General features: G+C 60.6%; 12 protein-coding genes. 11 read left to right on the top strand and 1 reads right to left on the bottom strand.

Going from position 1 to position 11,964, the window contains the following annotated elements; genetic code table 11:
* Positions 1–39: 39 nt before the first annotated feature.
* Genes N6G83_RS01700 through spt form a run of 4 tightly spaced genes read left to right on the top strand, consistent with a single transcriptional unit; the run spans position 40 to position 4,141 of the window.
* Positions 40–1,779 carry a fatty acyl-AMP ligase gene (locus tag N6G83_RS01700; RefSeq protein ID WP_260514427.1) on the top strand — a complete coding sequence of 580 codons (1,740 nt, stop codon included), beginning with the start codon at positions 40–42 and terminating at the stop codon, positions 1,777–1,779.
* Complete coding sequence (locus tag N6G83_RS01695) at positions 1,776–2,690, top strand: NAD-dependent epimerase/dehydratase family protein (RefSeq protein WP_025303500.1); 915 nt, start codon at positions 1,776–1,778, stop codon at positions 2,688–2,690. The genes N6G83_RS01700 and N6G83_RS01695 overlap by 4 nt, the downstream gene beginning before the upstream one ends.
* A gap of 31 nt (positions 2,691–2,721) precedes the next feature.
* Positions 2,722–2,982, top strand: coding sequence for an acyl carrier protein (locus tag N6G83_RS01690; protein WP_015378483.1), 261 nt, complete (start codon positions 2,722–2,724; stop codon positions 2,980–2,982).
* Complete coding sequence (gene spt, locus N6G83_RS01685) at positions 2,969–4,141, top strand: serine palmitoyltransferase (RefSeq protein WP_025303501.1); 1,173 nt, start codon at positions 2,969–2,971, stop codon at positions 4,139–4,141. Before N6G83_RS01690 ends, spt begins: the two co-directional genes overlap by 14 nt.
* 68 nt (positions 4,142–4,209) lie before the next feature.
* On the opposite strand, the gene N6G83_RS01680 is transcribed toward spt, so the two are convergent.
* Positions 4,210–4,941, bottom strand: a complete 732-nt coding sequence (locus N6G83_RS01680; RefSeq protein ID WP_025303502.1) for an ATP-binding protein — start codon at positions 4,939–4,941, stop codon at positions 4,210–4,212.
* A 371-nt stretch (positions 4,942–5,312) separates the two neighbouring features.
* On the opposite strand from N6G83_RS01680, the gene N6G83_RS01675 reads away from it, so the two are divergent.
* The 7 genes from N6G83_RS01675 (at position 5,313) to lptG (ending at position 11,901) form a co-directional block, all read left to right on the top strand.
* Entirely contained in the window at positions 5,313–6,038 is a 726-nt protein-coding gene (locus N6G83_RS01675; protein WP_038629668.1) for a lipoprotein, read from the top strand.
* 30 nt (positions 6,039–6,068) lie between these two features.
* The gene (locus tag N6G83_RS01670) at positions 6,069–6,863 is read left to right on the top strand and encodes a hypothetical protein (RefSeq protein WP_260514426.1); all 795 of its coding nucleotides are present in this window, start codon (positions 6,069–6,071) and stop codon (positions 6,861–6,863) included.
* A 72-nt stretch (positions 6,864–6,935) separates the two neighbouring features.
* On the top strand, positions 6,936–8,273 hold the full coding sequence (locus N6G83_RS01665; RefSeq protein WP_004935553.1) for a lipopolysaccharide biosynthesis protein: 1,338 nt from the start codon (positions 6,936–6,938) through the stop codon (positions 8,271–8,273).
* Positions 8,270–9,139 carry a hypothetical protein gene (locus N6G83_RS01660; protein ID WP_164099709.1) on the top strand — a complete coding sequence of 290 codons (870 nt, stop codon included), beginning with the start codon at positions 8,270–8,272 and terminating at the stop codon, positions 9,137–9,139. The genes N6G83_RS01665 and N6G83_RS01660 overlap by 4 nt, the downstream gene beginning before the upstream one ends.
* Positions 9,140–9,159: 20 nt before the next feature.
* Entirely contained in the window at positions 9,160–9,726 is a 567-nt protein-coding gene (locus tag N6G83_RS01655; RefSeq protein WP_025303506.1) for a YtfJ family protein, read from the top strand.
* A gap of 28 nt (positions 9,727–9,754) precedes the next feature.
* A complete protein-coding gene (gene lptF / locus N6G83_RS01650; RefSeq protein ID WP_025303507.1) occupies positions 9,755–10,825 on the top strand; it encodes an LPS export ABC transporter permease LptF in 1,071 nt (356 codons plus the stop codon).
* Positions 10,822–11,901, top strand: coding sequence for an LPS export ABC transporter permease LptG (lptG, locus tag N6G83_RS01645; RefSeq protein ID WP_197765087.1), 1,080 nt, complete (start codon positions 10,822–10,824; stop codon positions 11,899–11,901). The genes lptF and lptG overlap by 4 nt, the downstream gene beginning before the upstream one ends.
* Positions 11,902–11,964 lie beyond the last annotated feature (63 nt).

The raw sequence follows: 11,964 nt of genomic DNA, 5'->3' as shown, positions 1-11,964 counted from the left end.
TCTCTTTTGGTGATTTTTAATCTATGGCTAAGTTTGTCTATGTCTGAAACAAGTTCCGTTCATTCTCTTCCTATGCGCTATGCGGACTTCCCCACTTTAGTGGACGCGTTGGATTACGCGGCGCTGGGCAATACGGGAATGAATTTTTACGACCGTCGCAATCAACTCGTGACCGTTCTCGAATATCGCACGCTGCAGCAAAAAGCGATCTCGGGTGCGCGGCGCTTATTGTCCCTGAAGCTCAAGAAAGGCGATCGCGTGGCGCTTATCGCCGAAACCAGCGCGGGATTCGTCGAAACCTTTTTTGCGTGCCAATATGCCGGCCTGGTGGCGGTACCGTTGGCGATCCCGATGGGCGTGGGCCAGCGCGACTCCTACACCGCCAAACTGAAAGGGCTGATCGCCAGTTGCAACCCGGCGGCGATCATCAGCAGCGAAGAGTGGACACCGCTCATCGCGTCGGCCACGGAAAACACGTCGGCGATGCACATCCTCAGCGACGAGGATTTTAACGCCTTGCCGGAGCCGGAGATCGCGTTGCCCGCGCCTTCGCCCGACGATATCGCCTACCTCCAATACACCTCGGGCAGCACCCGCTTTCCGCGCGGCGTGATCATTACCCAGCGGGCGGCCATGGCGAACCTGAACGCGATCAGCCGCGACGGGATCAAGCTGCGTGCGGGCGATCGCTGCGTTTCATGGCTGCCCTTCTATCACGACATGGGCCTGGTCGGTTTCCTGCTGACGCCGGTAGCGACCCAGCTGTCCGTCGATTATCTGCGCACGCAAGATTTCGCCATGCGCCCGATGCAGTGGCTGAAACTGATCGCCAAGAATCGCGGTACGGTGTCCGTCGCCCCGCCGTTCGGCTACGATCTGTGTCTACGCCGCAGCAACGCCAAAGAGCTGGCCGATCTGGATCTTTCCAGCTGGCGGGTTGCCGGCGTAGGCGCCGAGCCGATCCCGGCCGAGCTGCTCGGCCAGTTTGGCGAACACTTCAGCAGCATCAACTTCGACAGCAAAGCCTTCATGCCGTGTTACGGCCTGGCCGAGAACACCCTGGCGGTGAGCTTTTCCGATCCTTGCTCCGGCCCGCAAACCAACGCGGTCGACCGCGATATTTTGGAGTACGAGGGTAAAGCGGTCGCGCCGGGCAAAAAAACCCGCGCCGTCTCGACCTTCGTCAACTGCGGCCGTGCGCTGCCCGGCCACCGCATCGAGATCCGCAGCGAAACCGGGCAACCGCTGCCGGAGCGCCAGGTCGGCCATATCACGATTTCCGGCCCCAGCCTGATGAACGGCTATTTCTGCGACGATGAATCTCAGAAGCAAATTCAGGTGACCGGCTGGATGGATACCGGCGATCTGGGCTACCTGCTGGACGGCTATCTGTACGTCACCGGCCGCAAGAAGGACTTGATCATCATTCGCGGCCGCAATATCTGGCCACAGGATATCGAGTACGTCGCGGAATCCGAACCGGAAATCCGTTCCGGCGATGCGATTGCCTTCGTGACTGAAGAACACGACGAAGCGGCCAGGATCATTTTGCAAATCCAGTGCCGAGTCAGTTCGGAAGAACGCCGGGAACAAATCGTGCATTCGCTGAGCGCGCGCATTCAAAGCGAGTTCGGCATTGCGGTGGACATCGAGCTGCTGCCGCCGCACAGCATTCCCCGCACGTCATCGGGCAAACCCGCCCGTGCGGAGGCCAAAAAACGCTGGCTGAGCGCTTCGCTCTATCCGCAAATGCCGCAGCTGGCCGGTTTCGCGCAATGAGCGGCACCGTCGCAGTGACGGGCGCGACCGGCTTTATCGGCCGGCATATCGTCCAGGAACTGCTGGCGCAAGGGTTTAACGTGCGCGCCCTTACGCGGCAAGCCGGAAAAGCCGCCGCGGACAACCTGCAGTGGATCCCCGGCGCGCTGGAAGATCGGCCCTCGCTCACCGAGCTGGTGCGCGGCGCAGAATACGTCGTGCATTGTGCGGGCCAGGTGCGCGGGCATGCGGAAGCGGTGTTCACCCGCTGCAACGTCACCGGCAGCCTGAACCTGATGCAGGCGGCCAGGCAAAACGGCCGCTGCAATCGTTTCTTGTTCATGTCGTCGCTGGCGGCCCGCCATCCGGCGCTGTCCTGGTACGCCCATTCAAAACAGGCCGCCGAGCAGCAACTCATCGCCGCCTCCGGCGATATCGCGCTGGGGATTTTCCGCCCAACGGCGGTTTACGGGCCGGGCGATAAAGAGCTGAAACCGCTGTTCAACGGCCTGCTGCGCGGCGTACTGCCCCGGCTGGGCGCGCCTGAGGCCAAGCTCACTTTTCTGCACGTGAGCGATTTGGCAAAGGCGGTCAGCCAATGGGTGCAGGCCGAACCCGCGCAGCCGAATATTTACGAACTGTGCGACGGCGTGGCCGAAGGCTATAACTGGCTGCGCCTGCGCGACATCGGCGCCGCCGTGCGTCACGGGCCGGTGCGTCTGGTGAGCATTCCGCTGCCGCTGCTGAAAGCCCTGGCGGATATCAGCGTGGTGTGGAACCGCCTGGTCAAACAAGAGCCGATGCTGACGCGCAGCAAAATACGCGAATTAACGCATCACGACTGGTCCGCCAGTAATCACGCGCTGTCGCAACAGATTAATTGGTTTCCACAGGTAAGTTTGGAGCGTGCACTGCGCGAAGGGCTGTTTTAATAATTCCAATTAGAGGTGTGTCAACGTTCTTATGCTAAATCGCGATGCTGTAATGGATTATATCCTGACGTGTTTGCAAGGTATCGTCGAAGGCGGAGTGGAAATAAAACCTGATAGCGATCTCGTCAATGATCTTGGCCTGGAATCCATCAGAGTCTTGGATCTGCTGATGATGCTGGAAGATGAATTAGATATCTCCATTCCTATCAATATATTGCTTGATGTCAGAACGCCGGAGCAACTGCTTGACGCGCTGCGCCCTTATCTGGAGAAAAACCATGGGACTGTATGATAAGTTTGCGCGGCTCGCCAATGACCGTGAGCAATTTCAAACGTCCGGTCTGAATCCGTTCGGCACCTGCATCGACGAAGTCTATTCCGCCACCCAGGGGCGCATCGGCGATCAAAAGATTGTCCTCGCCGGCACCAATAATTACCTTGGCCTGACGTTCGATGCGCAGGCGATCGCCGCCGGCCAGGCGGCCCTGGCCGCACTCGGCACCGGCACCACCGGCTCGCGCATGGCGAACGGCAGCTACGGATCGCACCTGACGCTGGAACGGGAGCTGGCGGAATTCTTCGATCGCCCAAGCGCCATCGTTTTCTCCACCGGCTATACCGCCAACCTGGGCGTCATCAGCACCCTGGCGGGGCCGGGCGCCGTGGTGTTGATCGACGCGGACAGCCACGCGAGCATTTACGACGCCTGCGCCCTCGGCGGCGCGGAGATTATTCGCTTCCGCCACAATGACGCCGCCGATCTGGAGCGCCGCATGGTGCGCCTGGGCGAGCGGGCCCGCGAGGCGATCATTATCGTGGAAGGCATCTACAGCATGCTGGGTGACGTCGCCCCGCTGGTGGAAATCGTCGATATCAAGCGGCGGCTCGGCGGCTATCTGCTGGTCGACGAAGCGCACTCCTTCGGCGTGATGGGTGAGCACGGCCGCGGCCTGGCCGAAGCGCTCGGCGTCGAGCAAGACGTGGATATTATCCTGGGCACCTTCAGCAAAAGCCTGGCTTCAATCGGCGGTTTCGCCGTCGGCGGCAAAGGGATGGACGTGCTGCGCTACAGCAGCCGGCCGTATATCTTTACCGCTTCGCCGTCGCCGTCCAGCATCGCATCGGTGCGCACGGCGCTGCAAAAAATCGCGCGCCATCCCGAGCTGCGGGAAAAGCTGTGGAGCAACGCGCACCGTCTGTACCACGGCCTCGCCGAACTGGGGTATACCCTGGGGCCGCGCATCAGCCCGGTGGTGCCGGTGATGATCGGTTCAAAAGAAGAAGGATTGCGTTTCTGGCGCGAGCTGATCGCCCACGGGGTGTATGTAAACCTGGTGCTGCCACCGGCCGCGCCGGCGGGCGTCACCCTGTTGCGCTGCAGCGTCAATGCCGCGCACAGCGATGAAGAGATAGACGCCATCGTGCGCGCCTTTGCGGCGCTGAAAAAATAAAGCCTTCCCTCTCGGCCGCGGCGGCGGTGCCAAAATGGTATCGCCGCCCTGCCGAATCGCTGCGCACCTCAGTGCGCAGCCGTTGATACCCCATCAGCCGAATAGCGATAACCCTGCGCCGCCATAAATTCCCCGATGGCTTTTTCCGCCGCCGAAAGCACCTCCTCGATCGGCCGATCGGCATCGAGATCCACGATGTCGGCGCCTTCGAACGTCAATAACGGCGTGACGGCGATCTTCTTCTCCAACGCCGCTTTGCGGTGATCGGGTTTACGCGCGCAGGCCACGTCCAGACTGACATTCAGCTTGAGTACCAGATCCGGTTTTTGCCCCGCCATCCATTGGAACGCCGCCCGCTCGCGCGCCGCCAGCCAACGGACAAAACGGCTCCCTTCCACGTCGACGGGAAAAACCGTACCGTCGTAAGCGCCGGGGATTTGCGCCTGCGGAAAACGGTCGGTCAACACGATGAACCCTTGCCGACGGTACGCCAGCATGCGGCGGAAACGCAGCAGCCGCCGCCCCACGAAAGCGATGATCACCGCCGACGGCAACAGGCCGATGCGGGATTTTTTCGTTTTGACTTTTTTGGTATTACTCTCGATAGCCTTGCCCACCGAGCGCCCGAGCAGCGGCAATTTCGCCGCCGCGCGGCCGACGTTGCCCGCCTGTTTGCCCAGATGCACTTGCACCGCCGGGCCATAATGTTTCATATACGCGATCAGATGTTCACAAACGGTGGACTTACCCGATCCGTCGCTGCCGATAACCGCAATCAGCGGCGGAAATTTTGCACTCATAATAAGACTCTCTTTCAATACACCAGAAACGGCGTGCCATATTTGAAGCGGCCTATCGCTTATCATTGCCGTGGCGGCTACGTGAAAAAATCTACCGTAGCGCGGCGCCAAAAAGCACAAAATATTAAGCGAAAATGGAAAACCTCTGCTCTTTTTTCACCGTGAGCCCTGCCGGGAATTAACATAAAAAGCGAAACCGGCGCGCGCACGAACAATTAGCACAAAATAACAAGAACGAACGCCATAAATATCAATTCAAATAGCGAACAAGAATACCAATCTCATTATTTTATCGCAGCAAAGCACAATAAATATCTTGAACCCAAGGCGTATTGGAATACAATAGTTTTTTTCGCATTGGATCAATTATTGTGAGTCAGCAGATAAGACCTTCATCTGATCGCTCGCCCGTGCGCGTAATAGCGATAACCGGCTGTGACGGCTCGGGAAAATCCACGTTAGCTGCCAGCCTGGTCAACGCGTTATCGGCACAAGAACCTGCCGAACTGCTGTATCTCGGCCAGTCTTCCGGGCGCATCGGCGAATGGATCAGTTCGCTGCCGATTATTGGCGCGCCCTTCGGGCGTTATTTGCTGAAGAAATCGGAACGCGTGCATGAGCGCCCTTCCACACCGCCGGATAATGCCACGGCGCTGGTAATTTTTTTACTCTCCTATTGGCGCGTTTATAAATTCCGTCGCATGCTGAAGAAAAGCCGCAGCGGCGCATTGCTGATCACCGATCGTTATCCGCAGGCCGAAGTGGCAGGGTTTCGTTTCGATGGCCCGCAGCTGGCGAAAACCGCCGGCGGCAATCGCTGGATCCGCGGGCTGAGAAAGCGCGAACAAAAGCTGTACCAATGGATGGCGTCTTATCAGCCCTTATTATTAATTCGGCTGGATATTGACGAACAAACGGCCTATTCACGTAAACCCGATCACTCGCTGGCGGCGTTGCGTGAAAAGATCGCCGTCATCCCGCACCTGACGTTTAATGGCGCTAACATATTGGATTTAGACGGCCGCGAGCCGGCTAACCGTATTTTCGATGCCTCACTGCGCGCCGTTAAAATATCGCTGAGGGCCGCCAATGCCTAGCCGCCAAATAACCTTTTCGTACCGAAACAGATGAAAAAAAATAAACTCACCGCCGAACAGGATACCTCTCCCACCTGCATCACCGGGCTGATTGCCGTGGTGGGCAGCGACGGCACGGGCAAGTCCACGCTGACCGCCGATCTGGTGAAAAACCTGCAGCAACATCGCCCCACGGAGCGCCGCTATTTGGGGCTGATCTCCGGCGAAGACGGCGACAAAATCAAGAAGTTGCCGTTCATCGGCGTGTGGTTGGAACGGCGCCTCGCGGCCAAATCCGATAAAACCCAGCGCATGAGCAACAGGCCGCCGGCGCTGTGGGCGGCGCTGATCATGTACGGCTTTTCGCTGTGGCGCGCCGCCAACCTGCGCAAGGTGCGACGGCTGGCGCAGAGCGGCGTGCTGGTGGTCAGCGATCGCTACCCGCAGGCGGAAATTTCAGGTTTTTACTACGATGGGCCCGGCATCGGCGTGGAACGCGCAAAAGGCTGGCTATTGAACCGCCTGGCGGCGCGCGAACGCCGTTTATATCAACGCATGGCCGTCTATCGGCCGGCGCTGATCATTCGCCTTGATATCGACGTCGATACGGCATTTTCCCGCAAGCCCGATCACAGCTATGAAGAGCTGAAAGACAAGATCGCCGCTATGGTGCGCCTGCAGTACAACGGTGCGCGCATCATCGAGCTGGACGCCAGAGCCCCTTACGACGAGGTGCTGAGCAACGCGCTCAACGCCATTTCCGCCGTAGTGAATCCCGCGAAGCGCCCACAGAGCGATATCGGGCAACCCGGCGAAAACGCCGGCGAAGAAACTCAGGTTTATTAAACGCACACAGGGCAAGCGCATGACGGCGGAACAAAAAATGCAGCAAAACAACGATAACGGCTGGTTTTGGTTATGAAACGGTGGTTTTCCGATGGCGCGTTTCGCTCCATTTTACGTAATGCCGCCTATTTAGGCTCCGGCAGCGTCGCCAGCGCGCTGCTCGGCCTGCTGGCGCTCTCCTGCGCCGGGAAAGGCATGTCGCCTGAAATGTTCGGCGTGCTGGTGGTGATCCAGGCCTACACCAAAGCGGTCAGCGATTTCATCAAATTCCAGACCTGGCAGTTTGTGGTGCAATTCGGCACCCCGGCGCTGGAGCATCAAAATACCGGGCGCTTCCGCGACGTCGTCGCCTTCTCCTTTGGCCTGGATATCGCCAGCGGCGTCATCGCCGTGCTGGGCGGCATGATCATGCTGCCGTTCTTGTCTCACGCCCTGGGGCTGGACAGCGAAAGCTTCTGGCTCGCCATGCTGTACTGCACCCTGATCCCGTCGATGACCTCGTCCACGCCGACCGGCGTGCTGCGCGCCTTCAACCGCTTCGATCTCATCGCCATCCAGCAGGCGATCAAGCCGTTCCTGCAGGCGGTGGGCAGCGTCATCTCCTATTATTTCGATCTGGGGTTCCCCGGCTTTATCGTCACCTGGTACGCCTCTAACTTGATCGGCGGCACGCTGTTTTGGTGGTTCACCGCGCGCGAACTGCGCCGCCGCGATATCCACGGCGCGCTGAGGCCACGCCTGTTCAACGTCGCGCGCCGCATCGAGGGCGCCTGGAACTTCGTCTGGACCACCAACATCGCCCATACCATCTGGGCCGCGCGCAACTCCTGCACCACCGTGCTGGTGGGCGTGGTGCTCGGACCGGCCGCCGCCGGGCTGTTCAAGATCGCCATGACCTTCTTCGATGCGACGGGCACCCCGGCCAAGCTGCTGGAAAAAAGCTTCTATCCCGAGATCATGCGCCTGGATCCGCGCACCAAGACCCCGTGGCTGTTGGGCCTGCGCTCCTCGCTGCTGGCCGGCGGCATCGGCCTGGCCGTCGCGGTGTTGATGTTGCTGGTGGGCAAACCGCTCATTTCCGCCGTCTTCGGGCAGCAATACCTGGAAGCCTATGACCTGATTCAAATCATGCTGGGCGCGATCATCGTCTCCATGATGGGCTTCCCGCAGGAATCCTTACTGTTTATGGCAGGCAAGCAGCGCGCTTTCCTGATCGCGCAGGCGACGGCCTCGGCGGCCTACATTGCGCTGCTGGTGTCGATGGCGTATGCCTTCGGCGTGCAGGGCGCCGCCTTCGCTTATTTACTGGGGCAATGTTTAGACGTGCTGTTATCCCTGATACCGACGATCGGCGCCTACCGCAATCGCTTTATGTTGGGGCTGAATGTGCCCAAAGAGAGTAATCAATGACCGCTATCACGAATTGGAAGAAGTTCTCCGCCGAAACCACCCAGGCGCTGTTTGTCGCGGTGGAAGAGGATGACCTGGTCGAGGCGAATATCAGCCTGCCGCAGCAGATCGATCTGGAATGCTCCCCCGAGAGCATTCGGGACAACTACGCGCTGTGCCTGCAGTTTTGGGAAGACGGTTTTTCCCGCCGCGAGCTGCTGCAATTGGTGAACGGTTTCCTGCAAGACCCGCAGTTGGCGGCGGCTACCCGCATGCGCTACAAATATATCCGCGCCCGCTACAAGCACCTGCGCTTCGCCCAGCAGCTGTACGGTGCGCCCCACCGCGCCAACCGCCTGTTCCACACCACCACCGTGGTACTTGGCCATTTTCAGGACGCGTTTCGCAACGGCAACCAGAAGAACCTCACGCTGTACGGCAACCTGCTGCGGCTACTGCTCAGCAAGCCGGTGTGGTCATACGTGCGTTATGCGCTGCGCCACACCCGCCTGGAAAGCGCACAGGGCTTTATCACCTACCGCCAGGAGCAGATGCGCCAGCTGCAAACGCTGATCGCCGGCCCGGCGCTGACCGGGCATCAGTTCCATGACGTACGCAAAATCGTCAGCCGCCAGGTGTCGTTTTACGACACGCTGAGATCGATCGATCCCGACAACCGCGAGGCCCGGCAGATCTCGCGCTTCCTGGCGGCGATTAACGGCCTGATGGGCGACCGGCACGACGTGATGGTGGCGGACAAGCTGGCCGGCGGCGATATCTATGACCGGCCGGCGACGCTGGACATCGACATCCGCCAGCGCCTGGAGCTGCTGCTGGCGCGTTTTCCGCTGTCGTTTTCCCCGTCGGCCGTCGCGGCCGGCAGATAAGCACGTTGCCCGTAGCCATGATGACGTTACCTCGCTTGCTGGCCCTCGCCCTGCTGCTGTCGCCGCTGGCGGCGCCGGCGCATAACTTCGTGCAGGGCCGGCCGGTGGCGCCGATCGCCATCGCCGATCGCGGCGAGCTGCTGCTGCGCAACGGCGATTTCAGTTACCGGCCGTGGAACAGCGCAAAACTGGCGGGCAAGGTGCGGGTGATCCAGTACATCGCCGGGCGCACCTCCGCCAAAAAGAAGAACTCGCTGCTGATCAACGCCGTCAAGGACGCGAACCTGCCGGGCGATCGCTTCCAGCCGACCACCATCGTTAACACCGACGACGCGATACCGGGCTCCGGCTTCTTCGTGCGCGGCAAGATCGAGAAAAACAAGCGCCATTATCCCTGGGCGCAGTTCATCGTCGACAGCGACGGGCTGGGGCGCATGGCCTGGCGGCTGCCAGAGGAGAGCTCCACCATCGTAGTGCTGGATAAGGCCGGGCGCGTGCAGTGGGCGAAGGACGGCGCACTCACCCCGCAGGAAGTTGACCAGGTGATCGCCCTGCTGCGCACCCTGATCGCGCAGGAAACGCCATGAAGCGCACGCCGCCGGGAGCCGATGACGCATGTCTTTGATTGAACGCTATATCACGGTTGAGATCCGCCGCCTGGTGATGATGATCGCCGGGTTTCTGATCTTTATGTTCGCCAGCTACTCCGCCCAGCGCTACCTGACCGACGCCGCCAACGGCACGCTGGCGCTGCGGGTGGTGGCCGACGTGGTTTTCTATAAATCGCTGATCGCGTTGGAGATGATATTGCCCGTCGCGCTGTATGTCTCGGTGGCGGTGGCGCTGAGCCAGCTGTACAGCGATGCGGAGATCACCGCCATGCTGGCCGCCGGCGCCAGCCCGCTGCGGCTGTACAAGGCGGTGCTGCTGCTCGCCGTGCCGCTGGCGATAGCGGTCACGCTGCTGTCGCTGTATGGCAGGCCCTGGGCGTACGCCAATATTTATCAGCTGCAGCAACAGTCGCAATCGGTGCTGGACGTGAGCCACCTGCAGGCCGACAAATTCAACGTCAGCGGCAACGGCCGTATGATCCTCGCCAATCACGTCGACAAAACGGCCAACCACCTGACGGACGCCCTGATTTATGTGCGCGGCGGCCATCACACCAACCTGTACCGCGCGCAGTCGGTGGAGGTACTCGACGCCTCTCCCGCCAGCCCCGCCGTGCGGCTGAAAACCGGCACCGCCTATGTGCTGGATCGTGAGGGCGCCGACGACAACGGGCAGAACTACGACAACTTCGACATCGCGCTCAAACCGTTCGTGCCCAGCGCCGAGAGCCGGCACAAGTCGGCCTCGCCGGCGGAGCTGGCGCGCTCCGCCGATCCGGGCGACGCCGCCGAACTGCAATGGCGCGAAAGCCGCGGGCTGACCACCGTGCTGATGGTGCTGCTGGCGATCCCCTTTAGCCGCATCAAACCGCGGCAGGGGCGCTACGCCGCGCTGCTGCCCCTGACGGTGCTGTTTACCGTGATTTTCTATGGCGGCAACATTTGCCGTACGCTGGTGGCCAACGGCTCTCTGCCAACGATCCCCGGGGTTTGGCTGGTGCCGATAGCGATGGCTGTCGGCATCGCCCTGCTGCTGGCGCGCGACTTATCCCTGCTGCGGAAAACCTCCCGATGACTATTTTTAGCCGCTACCTAATGCGCAACGTGTTCATCGGCTTCGCCGCCGCGGCCGGGTTGCTCATCCCGCTGTTCACCACCTTTACGCTGATCAACGAGCTGGAGGACGTGACCCCGGGCGGCTACCGCTGGCAACAGGCGCTGCTGGTGACCGTGATGACGCTGCCGCGCAGCCTGGTCGATCTGGGGCCGTTTATCGCGCTGCTCGGCGGCATCGTCGGGCTGGGGCAGCTGTCTAAAACCCTGGAGCTGACGGCGATCCGCTCCGCCGGGATGTCGATATTCCGCATCGCGCTGGTGATGCTCGCCGCCGGGCTGCTGATGAACCTCTCGCTCGGCGCCCTCGATGAATGGGCCGCTTCGCCGCTGCAGCAACGCGCGCTGCAGATAAAGAACAACGCGCTGGCGCAGTCGAACGATAACGACGTCACCGTTAACCCGCTGTGGGCGCGGCGCGGCAACGAGTTTGTGACGGTCAAAACCGTCGATGAGAACGACCAGCCCCACGGCATTGAGATCTTCCGCTATCAGGCCAACCACGCGCTGGAATCTTACCTTTACGCCGACAGCGCCAGCACCGCCGCCGACGGCAGCTGGCTGCTGCACAACGTGATGCAAAAAAGCTGGCAAGGCAGAAAGGAGACGATTCAGCGGCAAGACAGCCTGCTCTGGCGCTCGCTGTTCGCCGTGCCGAGCCTGAAAGAGCTGACCCTGCCGGCCGGCAGCTTCTCGCTCCAACAGCTGGATCGCTATATCGATTACCTGCAGGGCTCGGGGCAGCCCAGCACCGAATACCGCCTGGCGCTGTGGAAAAAACTCGGCCAGCCCCTGCTGGTGCTGGCGATGATTTTGCTGGCCATCCCGTTTACCTTCACCGCCCCACGCGCGCCCGGCATGGGCAGCCGATTAGCGCTCGGCGTCATCATCGGGCTGCTGACCTACATCGCTTACCAGATCGTCCTCAATCTGGGGTTGCTGTTCGCCCTCAACGCGCCCTTCACCGCCCTCGCCCCGCCGCTTTTACTCCTGGCATTGTCGCTGGCGCTGGTTTATCGGTTTGATCGACGGGGTTAGGCATTTTCTGAGGTTGATAAGGGATAAGAAGAGAATCGCAATTTCCATTCCAGAGAAAACATT

The sequence above is a fragment of the Serratia sp. PL7 genome, assembly GCF_945957435.1.
Note: the sequence above shows the minus strand (reverse complement) of the source record. Positions and strands in the feature narration are given on the sequence as shown.

Excerpts from the sequence above, each read along its gene's own strand:
- N6G83_RS01665 (WP_004935553.1), top strand. The coding sequence starts at position 6,936 with ATGAAACGGTGGTTTTCCGATGGCGCGTTTCGCTCCATTTTACGTAAT.
- lptF (WP_025303507.1), top strand. The coding sequence starts at position 9,755 with ATGTCTTTGATTGAACGCTATATCACGGTTGAGATCCGCCGCCTGGTG.
- lptG (WP_197765087.1), top strand. The coding sequence starts at position 10,822 with ATGACTATTTTTAGCCGCTACCTAATGCGCAACGTGTTCATCGGCTTC.
- N6G83_RS01660 (WP_164099709.1), top strand. The coding sequence starts at position 8,270 with ATGACCGCTATCACGAATTGGAAGAAGTTCTCCGCCGAAACCACCCAG.
- N6G83_RS01680 (WP_025303502.1), bottom strand. The coding sequence starts at position 4,941 with ATGAGTGCAAAATTTCCGCCGCTGATTGCGGTTATCGGCAGCGACGGA.
- N6G83_RS01690 (WP_015378483.1), top strand. The coding sequence starts at position 2,722 with ATGCTAAATCGCGATGCTGTAATGGATTATATCCTGACGTGTTTGCAA.
- N6G83_RS01700 (WP_260514427.1), top strand. The coding sequence starts at position 40 with ATGTCTGAAACAAGTTCCGTTCATTCTCTTCCTATGCGCTATGCGGAC.
- N6G83_RS01655 (WP_025303506.1), top strand. The coding sequence starts at position 9,160 with ATGACGTTACCTCGCTTGCTGGCCCTCGCCCTGCTGCTGTCGCCGCTG.
- N6G83_RS01670 (WP_260514426.1), top strand. The coding sequence starts at position 6,069 with ATGAAAAAAAATAAACTCACCGCCGAACAGGATACCTCTCCCACCTGC.
- N6G83_RS01695 (WP_025303500.1), top strand. The coding sequence starts at position 1,776 with ATGAGCGGCACCGTCGCAGTGACGGGCGCGACCGGCTTTATCGGCCGG.
- spt (WP_025303501.1), top strand. The coding sequence starts at position 2,969 with ATGGGACTGTATGATAAGTTTGCGCGGCTCGCCAATGACCGTGAGCAA.